Source organism: Paenibacillus sp. BIHB 4019, assembly GCF_002741035.1.
Lineage (GTDB): Bacteria > Bacillota > Bacilli > Paenibacillales > Paenibacillaceae > Pristimantibacillus.
Genome location: NZ_CP016808.1, coordinates 1614023 through 1637931 on the forward strand (window position 1 = coordinate 1614023; position 23909 = coordinate 1637931).

At 49.4% G+C, this 23909-nt stretch carries 23 protein-coding genes; 9 read left to right on the forward strand and 14 right to left on the reverse strand.

Annotated features, from left to right (window positions below):
* Positions 1-77: 77 nt before the first annotated feature.
* On the forward strand, positions 78-1439 hold the full coding sequence (locus tag BBD42_RS06750; RefSeq protein WP_099517551.1) for an MFS transporter: 1362 nt from the start codon (positions 78-80) through the stop codon (positions 1437-1439).
* Positions 1440-1468: 29 nt separating this feature from the next.
* Here BBD42_RS06750 and BBD42_RS06755 read toward each other — a convergent pair whose 3' ends face one another.
* From BBD42_RS06755 to BBD42_RS06780, 6 genes are all read right to left on the reverse strand, one after another.
* Positions 1469-2206: an ABC transporter permease gene (locus BBD42_RS06755; RefSeq protein ID WP_099517552.1), complete on the reverse strand. Its 738-nt coding sequence runs from the start codon at positions 2204-2206 to the stop codon at positions 1469-1471.
* A gap of 1 nt (position 2207) precedes the next feature.
* Positions 2208-2927, reverse strand: coding sequence for an ABC transporter permease (locus BBD42_RS06760; RefSeq protein WP_348272595.1), 720 nt, complete (start codon positions 2925-2927; stop codon positions 2208-2210).
* Positions 2927-3841 carry an ABC transporter ATP-binding protein gene (locus BBD42_RS06765; RefSeq protein WP_099517553.1) on the reverse strand — a complete coding sequence of 305 codons (915 nt, stop codon included), beginning with the start codon at positions 3839-3841 and terminating at the stop codon, positions 2927-2929. Before BBD42_RS06765 ends, BBD42_RS06760 begins: the two co-directional genes overlap by 1 nt.
* Before the next feature lie 59 nt (positions 3842-3900).
* The gene (locus BBD42_RS06770; protein WP_099517554.1) at positions 3901-5328 is read right to left on the reverse strand and encodes a sensor histidine kinase; all 1428 of its coding nucleotides are present in this window, start codon (positions 5326-5328) and stop codon (positions 3901-3903) included.
* On the reverse strand, positions 5325-5999 hold the full coding sequence (locus BBD42_RS06775; protein WP_099517555.1) for a response regulator transcription factor: 675 nt from the start codon (positions 5997-5999) through the stop codon (positions 5325-5327). Before BBD42_RS06775 ends, BBD42_RS06770 begins: the two co-directional genes overlap by 4 nt.
* A 273-nt stretch (positions 6000-6272) precedes the next feature.
* Entirely contained in the window at positions 6273-6722 is a 450-nt protein-coding gene (locus BBD42_RS06780) for an SRPBCC domain-containing protein (RefSeq protein WP_099517556.1), read from the reverse strand.
* Positions 6723-6972: 250 nt separating this feature from the next.
* Here BBD42_RS06780 and BBD42_RS06785 point away from each other — a divergent pair, with 250 nt between their 5' ends.
* On the forward strand, positions 6973-7770 hold the full coding sequence (locus BBD42_RS06785; RefSeq protein WP_099517557.1) for an AraC family transcriptional regulator: 798 nt from the start codon (positions 6973-6975) through the stop codon (positions 7768-7770).
* Positions 7771-7847: 77 nt separating this feature from the next.
* Here the strand turns inward: BBD42_RS06785 and BBD42_RS06790 are convergent, their stop codons facing one another.
* Together BBD42_RS06790 and BBD42_RS06795 are read right to left on the reverse strand one after the other, a co-directional pair.
* On the reverse strand, positions 7848-9548 hold the full coding sequence (locus tag BBD42_RS06790; RefSeq protein WP_099517558.1) for a methyl-accepting chemotaxis protein: 1701 nt from the start codon (positions 9546-9548) through the stop codon (positions 7848-7850).
* Between the two features lie 140 nt (positions 9549-9688).
* Complete coding sequence (locus BBD42_RS06795) at positions 9689-10573, reverse strand: TetR/AcrR family transcriptional regulator (RefSeq protein WP_099517559.1); 885 nt, start codon at positions 10571-10573, stop codon at positions 9689-9691.
* A gap of 196 nt (positions 10574-10769) precedes the next feature.
* Here BBD42_RS06795 and BBD42_RS06800 point away from each other — a divergent pair, with 196 nt between their 5' ends.
* Both BBD42_RS06800 and BBD42_RS06805 read left to right on the forward strand, forming a co-directional pair.
* Complete coding sequence (locus BBD42_RS06800) at positions 10770-11486, forward strand: MBL fold metallo-hydrolase (protein WP_237163399.1); 717 nt, start codon at positions 10770-10772, stop codon at positions 11484-11486.
* Positions 11483-12607 (forward strand): AbrB family transcriptional regulator, encoded by a 1125-nt coding sequence (locus BBD42_RS06805; RefSeq protein ID WP_099517561.1) that lies wholly within the window; start codon positions 11483-11485, stop codon positions 12605-12607. The genes BBD42_RS06800 and BBD42_RS06805 overlap by 4 nt, the downstream gene beginning before the upstream one ends.
* Before the next feature lie 51 nt (positions 12608-12658).
* On the opposite strand, the gene BBD42_RS06810 is transcribed toward BBD42_RS06805, so the two are convergent.
* Positions 12659-13606 (reverse strand): ketopantoate reductase family protein, encoded by a 948-nt coding sequence (locus BBD42_RS06810; RefSeq protein WP_099517562.1) that lies wholly within the window; start codon positions 13604-13606, stop codon positions 12659-12661.
* Between the two features lie 167 nt (positions 13607-13773).
* Between BBD42_RS06810 and BBD42_RS06815 the strand changes: the two genes are divergently transcribed.
* A complete protein-coding gene (locus tag BBD42_RS06815) occupies positions 13774-14343 on the forward strand; it encodes a TetR/AcrR family transcriptional regulator (protein WP_099517563.1) in 570 nt (189 codons plus the stop codon).
* 92 nt (positions 14344-14435) lie between these two features.
* Here the strand turns inward: BBD42_RS06815 and BBD42_RS06820 are convergent, their stop codons facing one another.
* Complete coding sequence (locus tag BBD42_RS06820) at positions 14436-15287, reverse strand: aldo/keto reductase (protein WP_099517564.1); 852 nt, start codon at positions 15285-15287, stop codon at positions 14436-14438.
* A gap of 365 nt (positions 15288-15652) precedes the next feature.
* Here BBD42_RS06820 and BBD42_RS06825 point away from each other — a divergent pair, with 365 nt between their 5' ends.
* The 4 genes from BBD42_RS06825 to BBD42_RS06840 all read left to right on the forward strand — a co-directional run bounded on the left by BBD42_RS06825 (position 15653) and on the right by BBD42_RS06840 (position 18108).
* Positions 15653-15877 (forward strand): spore coat associated protein CotJA, encoded by a 225-nt coding sequence (locus BBD42_RS06825; protein ID WP_056032155.1) that lies wholly within the window; start codon positions 15653-15655, stop codon positions 15875-15877.
* Positions 15878-15879: 2 nt separating this feature from the next.
* Positions 15880-16152: a spore coat protein CotJB gene (locus BBD42_RS06830; RefSeq protein ID WP_099517565.1), complete on the forward strand. Its 273-nt coding sequence runs from the start codon at positions 15880-15882 to the stop codon at positions 16150-16152.
* Positions 16153-16256: 104 nt separating this feature from the next.
* Positions 16257-16826, forward strand: a complete 570-nt coding sequence (locus tag BBD42_RS06835) for a manganese catalase family protein (protein ID WP_099517566.1) — start codon at positions 16257-16259, stop codon at positions 16824-16826.
* Between the two features lie 367 nt (positions 16827-17193).
* On the forward strand, positions 17194-18108 hold the full coding sequence (locus tag BBD42_RS06840; protein WP_099517567.1) for an AraC family transcriptional regulator: 915 nt from the start codon (positions 17194-17196) through the stop codon (positions 18106-18108).
* A 34-nt stretch (positions 18109-18142) separates the two neighbouring features.
* Here BBD42_RS06840 and BBD42_RS06845 read toward each other — a convergent pair whose 3' ends face one another.
* The 4 genes from BBD42_RS06845 to BBD42_RS06860 form a co-directional block, all read right to left on the reverse strand.
* Complete coding sequence (locus tag BBD42_RS06845) at positions 18143-19105, reverse strand: zinc-binding dehydrogenase (protein WP_099517568.1); 963 nt, start codon at positions 19103-19105, stop codon at positions 18143-18145.
* 1013 nt (positions 19106-20118) lie between these two features.
* On the reverse strand, positions 20119-21543 hold the full coding sequence (gene araA / locus BBD42_RS06850; RefSeq protein WP_099517569.1) for an L-arabinose isomerase: 1425 nt from the start codon (positions 21541-21543) through the stop codon (positions 20119-20121).
* Positions 21544-21585: 42 nt separating this feature from the next.
* Entirely contained in the window at positions 21586-22281 is a 696-nt protein-coding gene (locus BBD42_RS06855; RefSeq protein ID WP_099517570.1) for an L-ribulose-5-phosphate 4-epimerase, read from the reverse strand.
* A 2-nt stretch (positions 22282-22283) separates the two neighbouring features.
* On the reverse strand, positions 22284-23900 hold the full coding sequence (locus BBD42_RS06860) for a xylulokinase (protein ID WP_099517571.1): 1617 nt from the start codon (positions 23898-23900) through the stop codon (positions 22284-22286).
* Positions 23901-23909 lie beyond the last annotated feature (9 nt).

The window sequence follows — 23909 nt, forward strand, 5'->3', positions numbered from 1 at the left end:
TGAATATTAAAATTTCACATGGGAAGCAGTAGAGTCGGTTAACGAAAGCACTGTTCAACATCAGATTGGAGATTGTCATGTTTGGATACGGCAAGGCCATCAAGCAGCTTGCGCCCGCTGCAAAATGGCTGATTTTTAGCGAAATATGCTTCGGAATGACCATGGGGCTGTCGAGCCTTGTGCTTAATTTATATTTTCTGTCAAAAGGTGTGAATGAAGAGGCAATTGGCCACCTGACATCGGTCAGCACCTTAATTGGAGGAGCCGTCGGCATTCCCGCCAGCATGCTGGCAGGTCGTCTGGGACGAAAGCGAATTATGGTGAGCGGCATCTGCATGATGTCTGGCAGCTTTGCGCTGTTTGCTATGAGCGATCACTTGCTTCTATATTATGGCGCTCAAGCTATGCTGTCCTGCGGCATCGTATTTATTGTTGCGACGGAAACCCAGCTGTTGTTTCAATATAATCGTTCCCGGGAAGCGGAGACGCAGGCTTACAGCCTGTTTCTGGCTGTGTTTATGTTTTTCAACATCGGCGGCACGCTGCTTGGCGGGTATTTGCCCCGCTGGCTCGGCACGCCAGCGGACCATTATGAGCCGCAGCTGTGGCTGGCGTCTATGTTCATGCTGCTGCTCGCGATCATTCGCGGATGGAAGCTGCCTTCTGACCGCCAAGCTGCTGTGAAGAAGGCAACGCAGGAAGCACAGCAGCGGGGGATTGGCCCACAGGATACAGCGAAGGATCGGAAAGCTGGAGCTGGCAGCAGCGAGCATCGGGCAGCAGTTGGTAAAGCATCCGATTCGCGCAAATTTGCCCATTCGCTTACCCGTCTACTGCCAACGAAGCAGGTCTGGCTGCTAGCAGGATTTATTTTCATATCCGGCATTGCTGGCGCTTTGACCATGCCCTTCCTGAACGTCATCATTAAGTACCAGCTCAATTGGGAAAATGAAGCCGTATCATCGCTGCTTGCAGCTAATTATTTCGTCTTGTTCATCGGCACTTTGCTGGTGCCTTCCGTGTTATCCCGGCTCGGCGAGGTCAAAACGTATATGCTGTTGTTCGCACTGACGATCGTATGCGCAGCCGTGCTGTCTGCCACCAGCTCGGCGGGCTTGTTCGCTAGCGCACTGCTGCTGCGGGGCGGGCTGTTCGCCTTCCTCAATACGCTGATCGACAGCAACACGATGTCGTCGCTGCCGGACGAGGACCGCAACAGCTTTGCGGGTCTGCGCTCTCTGTTTCGCAGCATAGGCGGCGCGGCGGCAGCCTATGCTGCAGGACTGATGCTGGAGCAGAAAAATGTCCAGCTCCCTTTTCTCATCACGGCCGTCGTTATGCTCATCAGCGCCGTTTATTTCTGGTATGTAGTCAGGCCGCTGTTGAACAAACAGAACATACAGAACAAGCAGAAAACGCAGCAGCAGCTCGAACCGTAAGGCTGAGCTGCATGGGCTGTTTCCTGTTATTATATTTCTTTAGCCCGGAAATAGACCAGGCCGCCGATAATAAATAGAAGCAAGCTGCCTATAATCGTCATAAACAAGTTCATCACAGGCATAGTGAAGGCACCGTAATTTTCGGAGCCCAGCGCCAGCATCGCAATCGTCGGCTGCGCCCAAGGATAAAAGGGGCCATATTCTGCTGAGTTGATGACTAATATATTCGGCAGCGTCAGCATGACGTTAATCGTCAGTGGCGCTGCAAAGCTGCTCCAGCCGGTAGAGGCCCACAACTGAAGCGCTGCTAATGGCAAGCAAGCGAGCCAGCCTCCCAGCAAGCCCAGCAGCATAAAATCCCAAGGAATTTCATGAAGTCCGCGGACAACACCTGTAATGAGCACCGCTGCCAAGAAAAGCAGCTGTACACCGATGAGCAGCTCGGAAACGAGCCAAAGCTTGGCAAAATAAAGCGATTTGCGCGATATTGGCAGTGCCAGCAGCTGCTTCCAACCTCCCCCTGCATGCTCATAGCGGCAAACGAAAGCCGCGAAGACGCCAGTCAAAATCGGCAAAAGCAGCACCGCATGAAACAACGCCATGGATGAATACAAGCCTTCATATTGCTCGGCAGGCGTGCCTTCTATTGGATTAGCGAGAATGCCTAAAACAAGAGCCAGCAGCGGACTAATAGGGACTAGCAGCCAGATAAAGGAGCGGGATAGCTTAAGCCGCTCGGATGCCAGCAGCCTCATGAATGCAGCCATTCTAGACCACATCCCTTCGGCCAAAATGCACAGAACCCAGCAAAAAAATAATTAGCCCGGTCAATATTCCTGCGCCGATATAAAGCTCTCCCTGCTCGCCTCTGAAGGCGAGCAGCGGCCAATTCAGCGGCAGCCACGTATATTTAGCCGGAAGATACATGGAAGCCAATGCGGTAACGATCCCGGCGCTAATGGAGAAGCCTTGATTGCGAAAGGTCATGCAGAGCCATAACATGCATGCAAGCATGGGCAGCGCACCTGCATAAGGATAGAAGCTTAGCCGCAGCACGTCCGTTAGCGGAAAGTGCCAGCCGAAGCCCAGCAGCACACCTAAAGCGACAGAGAACACAGCAAGCAGCAGGCAGGAGCAGGCCAGCAAAATCGCGCTCAGCGCAAATTTCGCAGAGAATACCGTCAGCCTTGATACAGGCAGCGCCAGCAGCTGTTTCCATGAGCCTGTGCCATGCTCCACATTTGCCAGCAGCGAGCTGACAAGCACGCAGCCGAGAAACAGCGAGATCGGCACAAACATGAAGATGTTATGCAGCAGCCCGCCCCATAAATCTTCGGCATACTGCTTCACCAAATAGTCATAGCGAAGCCCAAAATTGACGGCTTGCAGCAATACAACGCCAAAAGGAGCAAATATAACGAGCGCCCACAGCCCTTTGCGGCGTATTTTCAAAAAATCGGCAGATAGTGCCCTGAAAAGCATGCCCATCACTTCTGTCCCCCTTCCCCAACAATTTGCAGGAAAAGGTCCTCCAGCGATTTTCTTTTTTCTTCGATACGATATACGTCATGCTTGCGCGCTACTAATTGGTTCACCATCTGAGCCGCAGCGGCATCGCTTATTCCTTCCAGTCTAATAAGCGAGCCTTCTCTGACAGCGTCCAAACCCTGCTCATACAAGGTGAGCAGCGCCGCTTGCGGATCGGATACCCGCAGCTCGATTGTGCTTTGCGCCTTCTGCTGCAAATTTTGAATCGTATCCTGAAAAACAAGCTCCCCTTGCCTAACGATGCCTACCGTTCCCGCCATCTGTTCGACCTCGCTCAGCAAATGGCTGGAGATGAGCACCGTAATGCCATGCTGCCGAGGCATGCGCTTAATCAGCTCGCGAATTTCCAAAATGCCGGAAGGATCGAGGCCATTCGTGGGCTCATCCAAAATCAGCAGCTCTGGATTGCCCAGCAATGCGCTGGCGATGCCAAGCCGCTGCTTCATGCCCAGCGAATACCCCTTGACGGTCCGCCGTGCCTCCTTCGCAAGGCCAACGATATCCAGCACCTCGGCAATTCTCGCCCTTGGGACGTCGATAATTCGGCGAATGGCTTCCAAGTTGTCGACCGCGTTAAGATGTCCGTAATAGGACGGGTATTCCACCAGCGAGCCGACTTTGCGAAGGATGTTCAGCCGTTCCTTTTGCAGCTCCTTGCCGAAAATATGCACACTGCCGCCCGATGGCTTAATCAGCCCGAGCAGCATGCGGATGGTCGTCGTTTTCCCTGCGCCATTCGGCCCAAGAAAGCCGTAAATATCCCCTTTTTCAATGCGCAAATTCAGACCGGCTACAGCATAACGCCCTTTATATTTTTTACTAAGCCCTCTCGTTTCTATGACCCATTCGTTCATGTCTATCACCTCGAAAGCTAGAATAACGCATCAAGGTTAAAAGCAAGGAGCTTCTTTGTTTAAATTTTGTTTAAAAAATAACCCGCCGCCGCTTCCGGATAGATTAGAATGCGTGTGCCATCAGCTGTGCTGTCAATATGCCAGGCCAGCCCCATCTCGCGGACCAAATAATGGACGATCGCAAGGCCGATGCCTGCCCCTTTCTCCTTCGAGGCCGACTGGGTGCCGGGTCCCCGATCCGAAATGACGAGTGCCGAATGCTCGCCTTGCTGCACGATGGCAACGCCAATGTAGCCGCCGTCAGCGGCATGGCGCATAACATTTTGGAACAGATTGTCCAAAATGCGACGGAAGCCGTCCTTGTCCACACGCCATACAAGCGCCTGCTCGGGCAGTTCAATATCTGCCGCCAGCCCTTCGCGCTCCCAAAGCGGATACCAAGAGGCTGCGCTTTCCCTGACAAGCCGCAGCACATCCTGCGGTGCCAGCTCAAGCGGATACCTTCCGCTGGTCATCAGCGTATACGAGAGCAGATTTTCGATCAGGCTGCTGACCGTATCGATTTTATTTTCCAGCTGCTTAACGGTTTCGCGTCCCGCCTGACTGAGCGGCTCCTTATGCAGCGTATACAGCTGGCCGCCCATTACCGTCATCGGCGTACGCAGATCATGCGATAAATTCGCGATCAGCTCCTTGCGCAGCTCCTCCTCTTCGCGTTCCCTTTGCCTGCCCGCTCTAAGCTGCAAAATCATTTCATTAAAAGCGATTTCGAGCTGCCCAATCTCATCCTGCTTCTCCTGCTCCACCAGAAGCGGCAGCCCTTCTTCTCCCTGCCTCGTCATAGCCGCCTGCAAACGCAGCAGGCGCCTGCGAATATGGCGAAAAAACAGCAGCGACATTGCCACGAAGAACAGGAAAACCAGGATGAGAAAAAGAATATAAAACGGGGCTCCGGAAATGAGCGGCGTATTGCTTTGCACAAGCGAACGCGGCAATTGCATCGCCATGAAGCCTTGGCCAAGCGGCTTATCGCCAATAAAGGCAACAACCGTAAACGTATCCGATCCGGTATTTTCTTTCATAAACTGGATGGCATCTTCATTCGACCACGACACTGGCAATCTATTCTGCCCGCCAAGCTCCAGCTTCGTCTTTCCCTCTCCATCGACCCAAAAGAAGGAAGCATCGGGATAGCTCTCCCGCAGCTTTCGCAGCGTTTCATTGATATGCTGGCTGGATGCACCGGACAGCACGGCCGCCTGCTGATGAAACATTAGCTCAATCTCGCTGCTCTTGCCATACTTAAGCTCCTGCATGTCCTGCTCCTGAACCGCAACTCCCAGAAAATAATACAAAATCGTCGCTACTGGAAACACGATCGGCACGAACAGAAACGCCGATAAAATAATGAGCAAATATTTCGATTGCAGCGATTGAAACAAACGGCCGCCTTTGCGTGTCCGCCACTCCTTCTTTTCCCGCTTCACGGCTTCACCCGGTAACCGATACCCCGTACCGTCTCAATGATCTCGGGATGAGCCGGGTCCTTCTCCAGCTTCTCGCGCAAATAGCGAATATGTACCATCAGCGTCTTGTCCCCTTCCAGGTAAGTTTCGCCCCATACACCCTCATAAATTTGCTCCTTCGTCATAATCTGCCCCAAATGGCGCAGCAGGTAGGAGAAGATTTGAAACTGCTTGCCTGTCAAAAGAATTTCCTCGCCCGTTTCCCGATTTTCAATGCGGTTTTCCTGTTCAAAAACAAGCCAATGCTTGACCGCCAGCGGCTCAGCCGCAACGCTCGCAAAGCGGCGCAGCAATACCTCGACCCTTGCCGTCAGCTCATCAGGATGAAACGGCTTCGTCAAATAATCATCAGCAAACTGCAAGCCTTGCAGCTTATCATCAATCGCCGTACGCGCCGAAAGCATGAGAATCGGCATACTCGGCTCTGCCTTTTTCAGCCGCTGCCCAATCGTAAAGCCATCTAGTCCCGGCAGCATCACATCCAAAATCGCCAGTGAACAGCCCGCCGCTGCCTCCAGCGCCCGTTCGCCGCTCAGCAGCCACTGCACCTCATAGCCCCGCTCCTGCAAATGCGCATAAACGAACTGCCCAATTTCCTTGTCATCCTCAATATATAAAAGCTTTACACTCATCGCGGTTTCCCCTCCCAAGCTACAGCAAAGGTTATCAAGCTGCTATACTTTGAAATATTACGCAGCAGCCTAATTAAGTGTAATGTAATCAAGACTGCTATACAACGGCGCGAGCTTGGGCGCTTATTTGCACATTATTAAATAGACGAACCTAGCCCAAAAACCAAGACCTTCGCCGGCCTTGGTTTTTGGGCTGAATGCTTTTATTATTCTGCCTCTTACAGATGATCATATTGCATAGACTTACTTCTGCATTCCAATTCAATTCTAAGCCTACCAGCCAAAATCAAGCGTCTTGCCCGTCTCCGCCAGCGTCTTAATATTGCTGAGAATCATCCACCAGCTCGTCTTCGTATTTTCATACGACGGGTGGCCGGCTGGCCACTTATCATTGACCAGCGTCAGCTTCGTGCAGCCGCCGACCTTCTCAAGCGACAGCGTAAGCCGCGTCTCGAGCTCCGCATGATTTTCACGATATGAGGGCCCCGGGTGCTCCGTACAGCTGAATAGCTCATTTGGCTTATATTCCAGCACCGTTCCGTATACATGCACAACCTCTTCGCCCTTCTCATTTGGCCCGATGTACTCATAATGGGCACCTGGCTCAAACGTCGAATGCAGCGTGCTGCCAAAAAAGATTTTGCGCGTGTTTTCTGGCTTCATGAACGCATTCCAGACGTCCTCCGGCTCGGCATTCACATAAAAATCATATCTCAAATCCATACCTACACTCCTCCGCAATCGTGAATGGGCTGACCTTATACTTAAAAAATAGGAAAGGATATGATTTTTCCACCCTTTCGCTATATTTCCCGGAATGAAACGCGCCGCGCCGAGAGAGGACGGCGAAAGCCGTTTCACCTTATCTTGCTAGTATGCTTGGCTATGATAAAATTATTATAACGTGCAAATAACAACAAGTATTGTAAAAACGCGACAACGACTATGACAATAAATTGCGGAGGAATTCATAATGAGCGCAAACATGCAACGACCGAGCATGGGCCTTCTCCATTTGCAGGAGGGGGAGAAAAATTTTCAGCTTGCGCGTTATGCGCCTTCCGAGGATATTGCTTTTTTCGTCAAGCATTTCTGGATCGTGAGCTGGGACTTGACTGAGCAAAAACAATATTTGCAGGAGGTTGTGCCCAATCCATGCGTGAACCTTATCATTCAGCAAGGAAGAAGCGGCATTTTCGGGGCGGCCAAGCAGAAGTATAGTTATCTCGTAGAAGGCAAAGGCTGCGTATTCGGCGCGAAATTTCGCCCTGGCGGCTTTTATCCGTTTATGCAGCAGCCGGTGTCCTCTCTAGCAGACCATCCGCTGGGCATTCATGATATTTTCGATATAGATGGGCCAGCCATGGAGAAACTGCTGCTGTCACTGGAAGCGGAAACGGCAATGGTCGAGCTCGCCGAGCGCTTCATTAAGCCGAAGCTGCCTGAACAGGACGAGTCGGTCACGCTCATTAATCAGATGGTTGATTGGATTATGGCCGAGCGTAGCGTTACTAAGGTCGATCAGCTATGCGAGGCTTTTCATATGAACAAAAGAACGCTTCAGCGTCTATTTGATCAATATGTCGGCGTTACGCCAAAATGGGTCATTCAGCTGTACCGGCTGCAAAATGCCGCTGAAACGCTGGATCGCAGCCCAAGCCATGACTGGACGCAGCTGTCGCTAGAGCTTGGCTACCACGATCAATCGCATTTTATTAAAGATTTTAAAGCTGTTGTCGGCGTTACGCCGCAGGAATACGTCCGTAAATAGCAAAGAGACAGCCCCTATGCTACGGGGAGCTGTCTCTTTGCTTTTATTTCTAATGAGGCTTGAAAGCCGGCACTCGCTTATACTTTGAATCTGCTGATTTTATCCTGAAGCTCCTCAGCCATGCTGGACAATGATGCCGCCGAGGAAGCAATTTCCTCCATCGAAGCAAGCTGCTCCTGTGTCGCTGCGGACACATTATGCGCGCCGCCCGAAGCTTCCTCCGCAATATGCGAAATTTGCTTCACGAAGCCGACAACCTCATCCGTGCTTGCCGCCATTTGCTCGGCACTAGCCGAAACCTCTTGGATTTCGCCAGCTACCTTGTTAACGGCATCCAAAATTTGTTCGAAGGCTTCTCCAGCATTCGTCACAACCGCGATACCTTGCGATACCTCTTGTTTGTTCATCGTTACAGCTTGGACTGCATTAATCGTGTCCTTCTGAATAACGCTGACCAGTCCGGTAATTTGCATAGCCGAAGCGGATGATTGCTCCGCCAGCTTGCGGACTTCATCTGCTACGACTGCAAAACCGCGACCGTGATCGCCTGCTCTTGCCGCTTCAATCGCCGCATTCAGAGCAAGCAAATTAGTTTGCGTTGCAATGGCGGTAATAACATCGGTAATTTTGCCAATCTCATCCGAACGCTCGCCAAGACCAGTAACCAGCTCAGCAAGCGAGGAAATCGAGCGCTGAATGGAGTCCATTTGCACAACGGCCTGCTGAATCGTCCGGTTTCCTTCTGACGATTGGGTAGCCGCATCAAGAGCCGAGGTAGATACGCTTTGCGCACGCAACGCGATCTGCTCGACGCCAATCGACATTTCGTCGATCGCTTGGGAAGAGCGCTTCACCATTTCAACCTGCTCGCTAGTTCCGACAGCCAGTTCCTCGACCGTTTCGGAAATTTGCTCCGACGCCTTGCTGTTCTGGTCAGCGCTTGCCATCAGCTCCTCAGAGGAAGCAGCAACGAGTGAAGAGGTCATGGAAACGGAATGAATGACTTCACGCAAGCTGTGGGTCATTGCATTAAAGGATTTAGCCAAATCGCCGATTTCATCGCGGTTTTTAATGACGATTGTCTCTCCGGTCAGATCGCCTTGGGCAATTTGCTCCGCTGCTCTGCTTACTTTCTGTACAGACCTGGATACCATTTGCGCAATCAAGACTGCAATAGCCAGCGCCAGAATTACAGCTAAGATGACTACAGCTATAATGGTATTCGTGCTTGTCATAGCCAAGTCGACCGACTGATCTGCAGCACTTTTCGATCCTTCGATGCCCAGATTGATCATTTTGGTAATATTATCATTGGCTGTATACCAGAGCGGGTAAGCTGTTGCATGGAGCTCGCTTGCCCTTTCAAAGTTATTTTCTTTGCCATATGCGATAAACTCCGGCATTTTAGCCAAATAGAGATCCAGGCTTTTGCCGAATTCATCGAACAGCGCCTTCTCTTCTTCACTTTGAACCATCGTTGCTAATTGTTCACGTTCGGATTTCACCTTGTCGAGAAGCTCATTCAAAGCACTATTCATCTTGTCAACTTCATCTTTGTTCGTCTCGACAATGATGTTCAGGGCAAGACGCTCAATATCAGATACGTCCCCGTTCATAATTCCGAGAAGAGTTACGCTAGGCATCCACCTGTCATTCATTTCCTTTGCTTTATCACCCATGCCGTTCATGCCAAACATCGCGATTAATCCTGTTGCAACAAGCAGTAACGCTACCGAAATAAAACCCGTTAGCAATTTAAAACGAATGCTGAACCTCATAACTTCACTCCTCTGATGTGTGTCTTAAATATATCGACATTTTGATCATGGGAGTGAATATGCTTTCGACATTTTTCGGGATAATATTGCTTTATTAGACAGGTCGCATACCATTATGCAATAGTCACAAGTGCAAGCTGCTAGAACAGCATAAGATTCAGCTGTCTCACATCCGCTCTCAGCTCGGAAACGTTGTCCAAATACGCAAGAAACACGCGTATAAGAGTCGGATTCCGCTGCTCTGCCCGAGCCTCCTGCCCAAGGAGCGAAACGACCTCCCGCAGTTCTGCGCGAACAGCCTCTGGCTTAGGCAGCTCGTCTATTTTCCCCGCCAGTGCTTGAATAAACTGCACAGCCGTTTCCCGCCGTACCGGCTCATCGCTCGGGTTCAAATGGTTAAAATAGACGTTCGCGCTATCAATAATCGGCTTCGGCTGCTTAGCCGCCATATCGCGGACGACGGCGTCCATCCGGTCCACCAGAAAAGCGGCCAGCTCTGCCATCGGCACGGCTATGACCTTCTGAATGGCATAGGACAAATATTGCAGCAGCATGCCTCGAAAAATGGTGACGACATCCCATATGATAGCGTCAATCTGCTCGCCGTACGCTTCTGTCAGCAGCTCCCGATGCCACGACAGCATAGCCGCTTTTTTATTTTGCCATGCCGTCAAAAATTTATCATTCGCCGTTATCGGCAGCTCTTTAAAGTCGAGCATGAACAAATGGTTCTCCATCGTATAATACAGCTGGAATTCAATTTTCCGGCGAAACTTCTCCTTTGGCGCAAGCCCCTGCTGCGATTGCACACGGTCAAGCTCCGCTTCCTGCTCCAGCAATGAACGGTAGCAGGCGGTAAATACCTCGGTGAATAAATCTTCCTTGGAAGCAAAAAACTTATATATGCTCGCTTTCGCCATGCCGCAAGCTTCAGCAATATCCTGCATGGATGCAGCGCTGTAGCCCTTCTCCCGAAAAAGCGCCAAAGCAGCGTCTAAAATTTTTCCTTTTCGTAATTCCTCCATTTAGATGCCCTCCTCCCCCCTATCTTGACATGAGGAAAGAGCGAGGTCAACGTCTGGAGTTGACACCGAAACTATTTAGTTTTATATTGAACTCATAAGTTTTACTTTACTGGTAAAGGAGGTGCGCTGCCGCTTGTTTCTATTTAAATAGGGATAAAGCTGTGGCCTGCACATGCGCATAGCCGAAGGAATTGAAATGCTGGAATTGACTTTAAGCTTGGGAGACAATCATAGAGTCTTTCATCCCACAGCGATACTGGGTCCGGACTTTTGGGTGCTGGTTGATACCGGCCTGCCAGGTTCTGCTGAAGCGATTCAGCGAATGGTCGTAGAGGAAGGATTTCCCGATGTACCGCCAAGCGCTATTATACTTACTCATCAGGATCTGGATCATATCGGCGGCTTGCCAGGCTTTTTGTCCTCGAGTCGCAAGCTGCCCGTCGTTTACGCCCATCTTGGAGATCAGGCTGCGATTGACGGGAAAGAGCAGCTGCTCAAAGTGCCCCCTGAAAGGATGGCGCAGCTGCTTGAGACCATGCCTGAAACGCAGCGGACAGCATTTGAGCACACTTTTATCCATCCAACCCGTCCGAACGTTAATTTGACGATTGCAGATGGCGATACACTCGACTTCGGCGGCGGGCTTACCGTCATTCATACACCCGGCCATACGCCGGGGCATATTGCTCTCTATCATCAGCCGAGCAAGACGCTTCTCGCGGGGGATGCCATGGTGGTAATCAATGGCCAGCTATCCGGGCCCGTGCCTGCTGCCACGCCAAACATGGCAGAGGCTATCCGTTCCCTCAGCAAGCTTAAAGCGTTTGATATCGAGCAGGTGATTTGCTACCATGGCGGGCTGTTCCAAGGAGACGCGAACAAACGAATTGCTGAGCTGGCTGACCAGCTGTGACCCGTTTTGTAACGGCACTTGTGCTCGCTTTAGCCGGCGGCTATCTGTTCGCAGCACTTCATGTGCCGCTGCCTTGGCTGCTCGGTCCGATGGTATTCGCCTTTCTCGGTTCACGATTTCTGAAAAAGTCATTCAAACCGCAATGGCCCAGTTCCATGCGCAATCTAGCACTGCTTATTATTGGCTATTCAATCGGACTGTCACTTACAGTCGACACGATGAAGGAAATGGGCCATCAGCTGCCGACTATGGTGCTTATGACGGTACTGCTGCTGCTATTTAGCGGGTTAATTGGCATCACGATTGCCAAGCTGTCTGGATTGCTGCTGCCGACCGTCCTAATGGGCTGCATTCCGGGCGGCTTGTCGCAAATGGTTATTTTGGCGGAGGATACGAAGGGCATTGATATTACGGTTGTCACCTTCTTGCAGGTATCGCGGCTCATGATGATTATTTTCTGCGTGCCGCTGCTCGTATTCAGCCCATTATTCGGGAGCGTTCACGATGAGATCGTCGTTGCAGCAGCAGGCTCCGAGTGGGCGCAGTGGGGCGCCTTATTCCCAGGCATTGTGCCGTTTGCCCTCGCTTGTGTGGCGGCGGCGCTGCTGGCGAAAAAGATCAAGATGCCTTCGGCCTATTTGCTCGGCCCGATGATCGCAACCGCACTGCTTCATAACTTTGGCTTAGATGCTCCTCTGCTGCCATCGACCTTATTGAGCGCAGCACAGCTCATGATCGGCACCTATGTCGGACTGCTGCTGCGGCCGGAAAATTTGAAAAATAAAACACGCATCACTCTGCTCGCCATCCTAAGCGGCATCGTCCTCATTGCCGGAGCGTTCGGCATGAGCCTGCTGCTTGCCAAGCTGCATAATCTGTCGCCTGCCACTGCTTTTCTTAGCATGTCCCCTGGCGGCATGGACCAAATGGGCATTATCGCCAAGGAAATTCATGCGGATGTTGCCATCGTCAGCGTCTACCAGCTGTTTCGAACATGGTTCATCTACTTCGCCATCCCTCCCCTGCTGAGGCTGCTTTTCAAGCGAATCGGCAGTGGCAGCGGAACAGGATCAGAAACAGCAGCAGGCTCAAATGGGAAGCAGCCGATGGAAAGCAAGTAAGCAAGGACAGCGGGCTTGAGCGAAGCCGCGCTGTCCTTTTTTATCCGCCACTTATCGTCTTTCGTTAGCTTTCCCCTCCATTTTAGCAAGGAACGCCTCCTCAAGCTCATTCCAGTTTGGCGTCGCTATATGGGCTTGCTGCTTCCAAACGTCGAACGCTTTATGCAAAAGGGCGATTTCCACGAATGAGCTATCTATCATTTTCGCAACGGGAAGACGATGATAAATTTTCAGAAAAAAGTAGACGAGCTGCCTTTTCCGGCGAAAATAATCAACCTGGCTTGCAGGTGTAATCGTATAGCCGATAGCCTCCATTACTTTAAAGCCTTCATCAACGGCTGCAATCATTTGCAGGAGCAGCTTTTTGTCCTTCGCTATCTGTTTAAATTGATTGTCTTGGACATAACTTACGGAGCTCAACACCAGAATAAAGACAATGTGGCTTTTAAGCCATGCATCTATATCCTCATGATAATCGATTTTATATTTGGCATCAGCAAATGCTTTGTCAATTAAATCTTTAAAGGGGAAAGGCCCGTTCAGGCTGCCAAGCACCATTTGACCGCCTCCACGCACGGAGATCATGCGCCCCTTTTCTCTGCGTCCGCCGCTTAGCTGGAAGCCGAAGGCAGCCTTTTTGTCAGGCAAGCTATTCTCCAGCAGCTCTTGCTCCGTCGTACTAGCCGTCGGATTATTGCCGACAAACACGATATGGCTGCTTTTATTTTTCGCCAAAATCGGCAGCACAGATGGAAAATTATTATATTTCATCACAACAAAAATCAGGTCATAGCTGTCATCCGCCGGGAGCGCTTGAATGATCTTCACTTTATCTACGGTCGTTTTACGCTGAAAATAATGGCGAATGACGAGCCCGTGCTCGCTCAGCTCCTCCGCTCTGCTTCCTCTCGCAAGCACCGTGACGTCATTGCCCCCCTGCACTAACACATGGGCCAGATAGCTGCCTAAAACGCCCGCGCCATAAACTAATATTTTCATATTGCCCCCCTCATTCTTCTGAACACTTGTTGCTTTATCAACATTCGTTCAATACAATGATAGTACCAACGACTTGGGTTCGCTTCAATCGCTAAATGGGTCCGAATCGTTGATTAATCAACATATTTGGCTTAGCTGTTTAAAATATTTTTTGGAGGAGGAGTCCTATGGACAGGAGGGTGCTCAAAACGCGGGAAGCGATAATGAAGGCTTTTATTGCGCTTATGGCCGAGAAAAATTTTGAGCAAATAACGATCAACGAAATTGCAGACCGTGCCAATGTAAACCGGGGCACCGTTTATTTGCATTATGTAGACAAATTTGATCTTCTCGATCAATGCATAGAGGTCCATTTAGTCCAATTGCAGCAAAAATGCTTGCCTAACGAGGAAGCAACCTCCTTTACGTCTAAAGAGCTGCTGCTTCAAACCCTTGAATTTTTAGAGGAGCATGCTTTCCTATATTCGACTCTGCTGACGAACAAGAGTATTCCTGCTTTCCGAAGCCGCATGACGGAGTTGATGTTTCAGCAGCTTGGTGAAAACATCGATATGAGTGAGATGAATAAAGACCGGAACAAAGAGGTACTGAAGCAGTTTTTAGTATCGGCTGCGATCGGTGTTCTGGAGTGGTGGATTACCCGTTCCATGCCCTACCCAGCTAAGGAAATGGCCGAAGAGTTATGGGCGCTGCTTGAGCGCAATCAGATGGTGCCGCAGAATATGGAATCGAAATAAGCCAGTGCAGTTCCTCCTTGTAGAGGCACTGCACTGGCTTATTGTTTCTGATCTGAAATGAATTCATTTATTCAAGTGGGCTGCCTAATCAGTTAGATGTCGTATTTAACTTCACCCAGCCATTTCACCATTTTAGGATCATTATGTGAAAAGAACTGGCTCGTTTTCAAGTCTAAAGCAGCAATCCGCTCCATGTCCGCTGTGCTTAGTTCAAAGTCGAAGATATTAAAGTTTTCAATGATTCTTTCCTTGCGAACAGATTTTGGAATGACAACGATTCCTCTTAGGGTCAACCAACGCAAAATAATTTGCGCAACGGATTTATTATGCTTTTCAGCTAGAGACACTAAAGCTTCATTCTGAAAGATGTCGTTTCTTCCTTCGGCAAACGGAGCCCAGGATTCAACCTGAACATGGTTCTCTTGCATAAACGCTGTACTTTCTATTTGCTGGCAGAAGGGATGCGTTTCAACTTGGTTTACTGCCGGAATGATTTCATTGTGAGTCATTAAATCCATCAAACGATCCATCTGAAAATTGCTAACTCCGATAGCCTTGACCTTGCCCTCCCGATACAATTCCTCCATCGCCCGCCAAGCACCGTAAACATCGCCAAATGGCTGATGAATTAAATATAAATCCAAGTAATCCATTTGCAATCGTTCCAGCGATTTGGCGAACGCTTTCTTAGCGCTCTCATAACCGGCATCCTGGATCCAAAGTTTTGTCGTAATAAATATTTCCTCTCTTGGCACGCCGCTTCGCCTGATTGCTCTGCCGACCGCTTCTTCATTTTGATAGGAAGCAGCGGTATCAATTAGGCGATAGCCTGCCATAAGAGCGTCATAAACGGCTTGTTCGCATTCATCTGCCTCCTTGATTTGAAACACTCCAAAGCCGAGTATAGGCATCTCAACACCATTGTTCAAAATAACTTTTTGCATATGAATTCCTCCTGCTTGTTTATATTAGGATGCAAGCCGCTCCCCATCCCCCTCTATACTTTGAATAACCATTTTCCTTAGAGGTTTAAGTTCATTATGCGCTAAATCTTCAAGAGGGCGATATCTCATTAATCTCTAATGATTGCCTAATCCTCTCATTGCTAAGTAACGTTGCTATCCGAGCCGGACATGAAAGCCCATCCCCAAACCGCCGAATAGCTGCTTAAATTTTCAACAGACAAGCAAGTTAGCTGAAAGTTGAACATACAAATGTTTTAATACTCCAGCCAAGAGGGCCATTTGTTGGACAATATATAAATCATAGAGAAGCGTTAGGCTGGCTAGCTGGATGAAGGAGGCCGTGCATGAACAGCAATCCGCAAATTCGAAAATGGTACCCCTTTGTCGGGCCGCATGATCCGTGCGAGCCGATGATTGTGCGGACGTATGTCGTTCCGCCGAACCAGTACATTCCTTTTCAGCCGATGAACCTTCCGCAATTTTCGCTAGAAGAGGCGCTGCGGCTTGGAACGCTATGGCCTGCCTTATACAGCCCGTACGCATCCAAATGTGGAGGGGGGAGCTATTAGCCATGAGTGAGCAGCCAATGGTGTGCGATGAAGCCTATTATGCCAAGCTTTTGGAGCTGCAGCAGCTGGATTTTGGCCTGCTTGAGCTGAACCTCTATCTCGACACCCATCCGCATGACCATCATGCCCTGCAGCAATTCAATTATTTGGCCCAGCAGCGCATGCAGTGCGCCCAGCAGTTCGAAATGAAGTATGGTCCGCTGATGAACTATGGACACAGCTTCTCGGGTTATCCTTTTCAATGGCCGAATACGCCTTGGCCTTGGCAGGTGTAGCAGGCCTGACAGACAGTCAGCATGAAGCACAGCGGGCTGCCGCTGCTGACATCTGCGCAGCTCTCTAGAAAGCGGCAGCTTAGCATGTTGGAGGTGACAATGGCATGTGGGTTTATGAGAAAAAGCTCCAGTACCCTGTTCGGGTTAGCAAATGCGATCCTCGAATGGCGCGTTATCTCGCCGAACAATACGGCGGCGCGGACGGCGAGCTGGCGGCGGCACTTCGTTATTTGAATCAACGCTATACGATTCCAAGCAAGGTCATTGGCTTGCTAACGGATATCGGCACAGAGGAATTTGCGCATTTAGAGATGATTGCTACAATGATCTATAAACTGACCAAGGATGCCACTCCTGAGCAGCTTGAAGAGGCTGGGCTGGGGCCGCATTATGCGAGCCATGACAGCGCGCTGTTTTACAACAATGCCTCGGGCGTTCCTTTCACAGCCGCCTACATACAGGCCAAGGGCGATCCGCTTGCGGATTTATACGAGGATATTGCGGCTGAGGAGAAGGCGCGGGCCACCTATCAGTGGCTCATCGATATGACCGACGACGTCGATTTGCAGGACAGCCTGAAGTTTTTACGCGAGCGGGAAATTGTCCATGCGCTGCGCTTCAAGGAAGCGGTCGAAATTATTAAGGAGGATCGGGATCAGAAGAAGGTTTATTGAGGAAGGGACAAAAAAGGAGTAAGGCAGCCATCTTCTGTTGGCTGCTTTGCTCCTTTTTTTTAATTCAGATTTGTCGAAATGCCCGGTCCGTCTCTCTCTAAATGACATTTCCCCTTATAATGCTTAATTACGGCTATCGGCCCAGAGGAATTGGCACATCACCCCTAGAGCTGTTAGCGGGATCGTCTGCATCATCAATTTCCCCACTTGCGTTGCTATTTGTTCCGTCCTGCCATTCAACCTGTAAATATCATGTTACCAGTGATTCCTCTTATCAAATTTGATATGATAGGGAAGAATCAGATATGAAACGAGTTCTAATAAGTTCAAAGCCCGCTTTCATTTGTTTATAAAGGAGGATGTTAGGATGGGAAACGAAATCGAAAATCTATATTCAAGCGTAAATCGATTTGCGATAACGGACGGCATCAACCGAACCATTGTCCCCTACCTTGAGATTCATAGTTATCGCGAGCAGGATATTATCATACCCGATACGCCAAATCCGTTTATCTATCTAGTTGTAAACGGTACTATGCGCCTCCACTTTGCTACTGGGGTATCCGATTACGCTCCCGGACAATATCTTATATCCGCCATAGACAGTCCCAAATCCGGAATGGCTTTGTCTGCTTCACAGTCTTCACCATTCCTTGCTCTATATATCGAATTTTCTGTAGATGATATCGTGTCCGTCATGCTGGATATGGAAGCTGATTTTATGGGGAAAATATTCGAGAAAGAAATGGCGTCAAAAATCCAGCCCCATGATGACTATAAACTTCTGGATGTCATAATGCGCCTTCTAAACATAAATGAAAAACCAGATGAAATGGCATTTATGACCAAACATTTAAAGCGTGAAATCATCTTAAATCTAATTACCGGCCCTTATGGAAAAACGTTTGCCCAAAGTATCGTCAAAATCCAGCAGGCAGGCGATATTTATTATACAAATAGCTGGATTAAGCAGCATTATAAAGATACGTTTACCGTAGAAGATCTCGCCGAACAAAGCAATATGAGCGTATCCAGCTTTCATCAAAAATTCAAGAGCGCCGTGGGCATGGGGCCGCTGCAATGTCAAAAAAAGCTCCGGCTGATGGAAGCACGGCAATTAATGCTGGATAAGACTTTAAATGTAACGGATGCGGCAATGGAAGTCGGGTACGAAAGCTTGTCCCATTTCAACAGAGATTATCGGCGACTGTTTGGTCTGTCACCACAGAAAGACATTCAAGAAATACGCAATTGTTTATACACAAAAGCACAATTCGACTAAAGGTCAAATTGTGCTTTTTATTATTTTCGCCCCATTACTTAGACATGCTTATTACGGCACGGAATTTCGTCTTTGCAGACATCATTTTTTCATAAGCTTCTTGAGCGCGTTCCAAAGGAAAAACTTCAATCATAGGCCGTACATCGGTCAGTATGCTAAATTGAATGGTTGCTTCAAGCTCCTTCGCTTGTCCGGTAAACGTGCCTCGAACCGTGTTTGGACCTTTCAGAAAATCCATCGCAGACCATTCCAGAGGCTCGTCTGAAACGGCAGCAATAATAAGTTCACCGCCCGTACCCAAGCCGCCAACCAAGGAAGCGATCACTTTTGCGTTAGGCGCTGTAGCGACAATGACTTTTGCGCCTCCTAATGCTTTCAAGGCTTCAGCCGGATCTTCCTTATCAGCATCGATATAGTGATGCGCCCCAAGCTCAAGTGCCAATTCCTCTTTATCCTGGCCGCGAGAAATCGCAACCGTCTGGAAGCCTGCTTTTTTTGCGTACTGTACTGCAAGATGGCCAAGCCCGCCAATGCCGGAAATCGCTACAAGGTCACCCAGGCGCGCCGCGCTGTTCCGCAATGCACTGAACACGGTTTCTCCAGCGCACAACAGCGGCGCCGCTTCTTCTGGTGAAATTTCCTCCGGAATAACAATGAGAGCATCTTCAAAAGCAACCATATATTCAGCGTATCCGCCATCCATCGTAAGGGCTGTCACATGATTATGCCCTCCATTCCATCCGATACCAACGCGCTGTCCAATTTTCCATTTTGTTGAGCCCGGTGCTAATTTCTCTACGATACCGACAACTTCGTGGCCTGGAATCCGCGGATACTGTGAGGATGCGCCTTCGATTACCTTCGCTTCCCCGTGACATACTCCGCATGCTTCAACACGAAGAAGCACTTGTCCTTCTCCGGGCTGCGGCACAGGAATTTCAACCAGCTTCATTGGCTCTCCCTTGGCGGGAACTTGTATGGCTTTCATCATATTCATATATATTGCCTCCTATAGTTTTGTTTCATGCTTGCTCTACATCATTATTTTTGCAAAAATCACAGCAGGAGGCTTGCTCATTTCTACGAATTGTTTGCCCGATTCTACATGCTTAACAAACTCAAAGCGTGAATCGTTTTAGGCTTTATGCAGTAGTAACGACGGAGGCTCTAACCATTCAAAAAAATCGAAAAACTCACTCCTTATACTTGAAGCTTTCGTTGTTGCAAAACATGATTTGGAAGGACGCAAGAAAATTCTGCTTGCATTAGACATAGAAAATCCTGAGTTACATTCCAAATTAGAATCGATAATTGCTCAAACAGCTGAAGACATTCTACGGGCTAATAAATATGATTTGCACTGGCTGGATGTAAGGAACATTTCCGAAACTAGAGCGTGTATGCACACGCAAGCGAGCTGGTTTCCGATAAAAACCAGCGTTCAAACGTCTTCCCTCTGCTGCCGGGAATAGCACAACTTATAAATATGAAAAATGTGAACCTACGTACCAAAAGTCTGCTTCATGCTCTTCGTTTCTGGGGCTTGCTTCCTGCACAAAGACATTTAGACAGACTTGGCGGACACAGAAACCGCTATTTTAATCGAATCATGGGCTACGACAGAGGCTGCGGACTCAGGGGCCGCTAATGCGCTGCACATCGTCATTTTGAGAGGATTATTAAGGCAATAGCGGATCTCCTGTCCGCTTAATGCCCGAAAGGGAATCAAAAGCCAGATTAACGGAAACTCAGTCCGCCAAAAAAGGAATTCGCTTCCAAAACTGCGCGTTCTCAGCCACAGTGCTCACTGCAACTGTGCTCTCAGCAACATTTGCATGCTGTGGTTCCTTAAGCCTTGAATGGTCCGAAGAGCTTTGCCTCGAATAATCACTTAACAAGGAGCAGCAGAAGGGCTCCCGTTTGCATACACACCCTAGAGCAAAAGAAAAAGGCCGGAGGTTCACCTCCGGCCTTAAGGAAAAAGCTTATTTGTTTAAGCGTACAGCGGTGTTACTTAATTACAACGTACTCCAGGTTCACAAGTTTAGCATAAGTCACGATTTGGTCTGTCGTCAGGTTCAAGGAAACGACAGTATGATGGCCGCCGCCATTCTCAATCCAAGCTTTTACGCCATCCTGGAAGTTCGGCTTAACCGTCCACAGCACACGAGCTACAGGGAGCTTAGGAGCTGGAACCGTTGGCTCGAATGCGGAAACCTCGTTGATTAACAGCTTGTAATGGGTGCCGAAATCCGCCATGGAGACGACGACGCCTTCGCCAGCTTTGCCGTCGAATATGAGACGCGCTGGATCCTCGCGATCGCCAATACCCAATGGGGAAACGATGATGGTTGGTTTGTTGCTGGCCAAAGTCGGATCTACTTCGAGCATATGAGATTGCAGAATGGCTTCTTGCCCAGCTGCCATTTCATACGTGTAATCTTCCATAAAGCCTGTATTTTGGTTATGGCTCATCACTTTCAGCAAGCGATCAAGCGCAGCCGTCTTCCAGTCGCCTTCACCGGCAAAGCCGTAGCCTTGCGCCATCAGGCGTTGGACAGCCAGACCCGGAAGCTGCTTCATCCCATGCAAATCCTCGAAGTTCGTAGTGAAGGCATTGTAGCCTTTCTCTTCAAAGAAACGTTTCATCGCGATTTCATAGCTCGCTTGTACTCTTACGCTAGCTTCCCAAGACTCTTTGCTGCTCGTGCCATAATCAAATGTATATAGCTCCGCATACAGCCCCATCAGATCGTCGATTTCTTGCTCTGTAACAGCATTCACGTATTGTACGAGGTCGCCGATACCGTAATAATCTACCGTCCAACCGAATTGAATTTGGGCTTCGACTTTATCTCCATCCGTAACGCCGACGTTGCGCATATTGTCGCCAAAACGAGCAACCTTGATATTAAAGCTTTCGTTATAGGCAACTGCTACGTCCATCCAGTCGGCAATTTGCTGATGCACTTCCGGACGCTCCCAGTAGCCTACGACGATTTTATTTTGCTTCTTCAGACGGGCATTGATGAAGCCGTATTCGCGGTCACCATGAGCGGCCTGGTTCAGGTTCATGAAGTCCATATCGATCGTGGCCCAAGGAATGCTTTCGTTGTATTGAGTTGCCAAGTGAAGCAGCGGCTTTTGCAGCAATTTCGTGCCGCGAATCCACATTTTCGCAGGCGAGAACGTGTGCATCCACGTAATGACGCCCGCCACCTCGTCGCGATAGTTGACTTCTTTCATAATGCTTGTGATTTTATCTGCGCTGACAGCCAGATCCTGCAATACAACCGGGTAAGGCAACACACCGCTTGCATTCAAGGCATCCGTCATCGTCTGAGCATGTGCTTTCACTTCAGCCAATGCTTCTTCCCCATACAGGTTTTGAGAACCTACGACAAACCAAAACTCTTTAGCTAATGTTACTGACATACCGATCATCCTCTTTTCTAATTTTAGTCGTGGATAAAATGATTATTTCTGTCCGTAATAAGCGTCTTTCCCATGTTTGCGCAAATAATGTTTGTCCAAAATGCCTTGCGGCAGTTCTTTGGCAAAATGATTCAATTGCCGCGCGTACAAGTTCATTTTGCAAACTTCCTCCAGCACGACGCTGTTCACGACTGCCGATTTGGCATCCTTGCCCCACGTAAACGGTGCGTGGCCATGGAGAAGGACGGCCGGTATCGCCATGACATCCAACCCGCGCTGCTCGAAAGTTTCAATGATGACACGTCCCGTTTCGGCCTCGTAACCCCGGTCAATCTCCCCTTGATTCAGGAAACGGGCACAAGGCACCGCTCCATAAAAGGTATCCGCATGCGTCGTTCCCATGACCGGCACATCAAGTCCTGCTTGTGCCCAAATCGTTGCCCATGTGGAGTGGGTATGCACGATGCCGCCGATCTCTGAGTAATGTTTATACAATACGGCATGAGTCGCGGTATCGGAGGAAGGTCTTAGCTCTCCCTCAACCACATTGCCATCAAGATCGACAACGACCATATCGCTCGCCTTCATCTTGTCATAACTGACTCCGCTTGGTTTGATGACGAAGAGGCCGCTTTCCCGGTCAATGGCGCTTACATTGCCCCATGTAAATTTTACGAGTCCATGCTTCGGCAATTCCAGATTCGCCTCAAATACCTCTTCTTTCAGCTGTTCTAACATCGCTAGTCCCTCCCGTTCTCTATCAGATGGTCTACAGCAGCCTGCTCAATGGCCAGCCCATTCCGGTAGCGTTCCATAAATACTTCAAAACCCGACACATCGGATGGGTCTGGGGCAATTTCCTGCCCTTCCACATCTTTAAAGACCTTCTGTTCAAGGAAGTCGTCCAGGCTCTCCTGCTGATCCTTGTTGATCAGATAAGAAGCCAGAAGCGCCATTCCCCACGCCCCGCCTTCGCCGGCTGTAGACATGACGGAAATCGGAACGTTCATCGCCGCGGCTACCATTTTTTGTCCGACGACAGGGGTTTTAAATAAACCGCCGTGAGCCAAAATGCTGTCAATGGCGACTTGCTCGTTTTCTGTCAAAATGTCCATGCCGAGCTTGAGTGCTCCGAAAGCTGTGAACAGATGGGTGCGCATGAAATTAGCCAGAGTGAAGCTGCTCTCAGGCGAGCGCACGAATAGCGGACGGCCTTTTTCAATTCCGGTAATGTTTTCGCCTGAGTAATAACCGTAGCTCAGCAAACCGCCGCCATCCGGGTCGGCCTCCAAAGCTTTATTAAACATGACGCTGAACAATTTTGCGTTATCCGCTTCATAACCCATGGCTACAGAAAATTCGCGGAACAATCCCATCCATGCGTTGATATCGCTTGAGCAGTTGTTGGCATGCACCATGCCAACCGGACTCCCGTCTGGCGTCGTGACCATATCGATTTCCGGATAGACCTTGGATAATTCCTTCTCCAGCACAATCATCGCAAAAACGGAGGTACCTACAGAGATGTTCCCCGTACGCTTTCTTACGCTATTCGTGGCAACCATGCCTGTCCCAGCATCACCTTCCGGAGGACAAAGCAAAATGCCTGGCTGCAAATCCAGTGACGGGTCCAAAATGCGGGCTCCCGCCTCCGTCAATTGACCAGCTTGCTCGCCTGAAAGGAGAACTTTCGGAAGAAGATCCTCAAGCTTCCAAGGATAGCCGCCTGCCGAGATCAGTTCATCGAATTGCTTAACCATCAGTGGATGGTAATTATGAGTCGATTCGTCAATAGGGAAAATACCAGAGGCATCCCCAATACCAATCGCTTTATTGCCAGTTAGCAGCCAGTGAATGTAACCGGCCAATGTCGTCACAAAATCAATACGAGGCACATGCTCCTCTTTGTTTAATATCGCTTGATACAGATGGGCAATGCTCCAGCGCTCAGGAATATTGAATTGGAACTTGTCCGTCAGTTCCCTTGCTGCCTCGCCGGTTGTAGCATTGCGCCAAGTCCGGAACGGTACAAGCAGTTCACCCGTGCTATCGAACGCCATATAGCCGTGCATCATAGCGGAAAACCCGATCGAACCCACGGTCTTAAGGGTGACCTCGTATTTGCGCTCCACTTCTTGCTTCATTTCGCGATAAGCCGTTTGGAGGCCGGTGAGGATATCCTCTTGGCTGTATGTCCAAAATCCGTCTTTCAATTGGTTTTCCCATTCATAGCTTCCTGACGCGATGGTCTCAAAACGATGATCGATCAATACCGCTTTAATCCGCGTAGATCCAAATTCGATCCCCAGCGAAGTTTCTCCCTTAGTTATCGCTTCTTTCAACTCTACATGATTCATGATCACGCA

What these genes read in the sequence shown, in the direction of transcription:
- BBD42_RS06750 (WP_099517551.1), top strand. Translation starts at nt 78, where the DNA reads ATGTTTGGATACGGCAAGGCCATCAAGCAGCTTGCGCCCGCTGCAAAA.
- BBD42_RS06755 (WP_099517552.1), bottom strand. Translation starts at nt 2,206, where the DNA reads ATGGCTGCATTCATGAGGCTGCTGGCATCCGAGCGGCTTAAGCTATCC.
- BBD42_RS06760 (WP_348272595.1), bottom strand. Translation starts at nt 2,927, where the DNA reads ATGGGCATGCTTTTCAGGGCACTATCTGCCGATTTTTTGAAAATACGC.
- BBD42_RS06765 (WP_099517553.1), bottom strand. Translation starts at nt 3,841, where the DNA reads ATGAACGAATGGGTCATAGAAACGAGAGGGCTTAGTAAAAAATATAAA.
- BBD42_RS06775 (WP_099517555.1), bottom strand. Translation starts at nt 5,999, where the DNA reads ATGAGTGTAAAGCTTTTATATATTGAGGATGACAAGGAAATTGGGCAG.
- BBD42_RS06780 (WP_099517556.1), bottom strand. Translation starts at nt 6,722, where the DNA reads ATGGATTTGAGATATGATTTTTATGTGAATGCCGAGCCGGAGGACGTC.
- BBD42_RS06785 (WP_099517557.1), top strand. Translation starts at nt 6,973, where the DNA reads ATGAGCGCAAACATGCAACGACCGAGCATGGGCCTTCTCCATTTGCAG.
- BBD42_RS06790 (WP_099517558.1), bottom strand. Translation starts at nt 9,548, where the DNA reads ATGAGGTTCAGCATTCGTTTTAAATTGCTAACGGGTTTTATTTCGGTA.
- BBD42_RS06795 (WP_099517559.1), bottom strand. Translation starts at nt 10,573, where the DNA reads ATGGAGGAATTACGAAAAGGAAAAATTTTAGACGCTGCTTTGGCGCTT.
- BBD42_RS06800 (WP_237163399.1), top strand. Translation starts at nt 10,770, where the DNA reads ATGCTGGAATTGACTTTAAGCTTGGGAGACAATCATAGAGTCTTTCAT.
- BBD42_RS06810 (WP_099517562.1), bottom strand. Translation starts at nt 13,606, where the DNA reads ATGAAAATATTAGTTTATGGCGCGGGCGTTTTAGGCAGCTATCTGGCC.
- BBD42_RS06815 (WP_099517563.1), top strand. Translation starts at nt 13,774, where the DNA reads ATGGACAGGAGGGTGCTCAAAACGCGGGAAGCGATAATGAAGGCTTTT.
- BBD42_RS06820 (WP_099517564.1), bottom strand. Translation starts at nt 15,287, where the DNA reads ATGCAAAAAGTTATTTTGAACAATGGTGTTGAGATGCCTATACTCGGC.
- BBD42_RS06825 (WP_056032155.1), top strand. Translation starts at nt 15,653, where the DNA reads ATGAACAGCAATCCGCAAATTCGAAAATGGTACCCCTTTGTCGGGCCG.
- BBD42_RS06830 (WP_099517565.1), top strand. Translation starts at nt 15,880, where the DNA reads ATGAGTGAGCAGCCAATGGTGTGCGATGAAGCCTATTATGCCAAGCTT.
- BBD42_RS06835 (WP_099517566.1), top strand. Translation starts at nt 16,257, where the DNA reads ATGTGGGTTTATGAGAAAAAGCTCCAGTACCCTGTTCGGGTTAGCAAA.
- BBD42_RS06840 (WP_099517567.1), top strand. Translation starts at nt 17,194, where the DNA reads ATGGGAAACGAAATCGAAAATCTATATTCAAGCGTAAATCGATTTGCG.
- BBD42_RS06845 (WP_099517568.1), bottom strand. Translation starts at nt 19,105, where the DNA reads ATGAATATGATGAAAGCCATACAAGTTCCCGCCAAGGGAGAGCCAATG.
- araA (WP_099517569.1), bottom strand. Translation starts at nt 21,543, where the DNA reads ATGTCAGTAACATTAGCTAAAGAGTTTTGGTTTGTCGTAGGTTCTCAA.
- BBD42_RS06855 (WP_099517570.1), bottom strand. Translation starts at nt 22,281, where the DNA reads ATGTTAGAACAGCTGAAAGAAGAGGTATTTGAGGCGAATCTGGAATTG.
- BBD42_RS06860 (WP_099517571.1), bottom strand. Translation starts at nt 23,900, where the DNA reads ATGAATCATGTAGAGTTGAAAGAAGCGATAACTAAGGGAGAAACTTCG.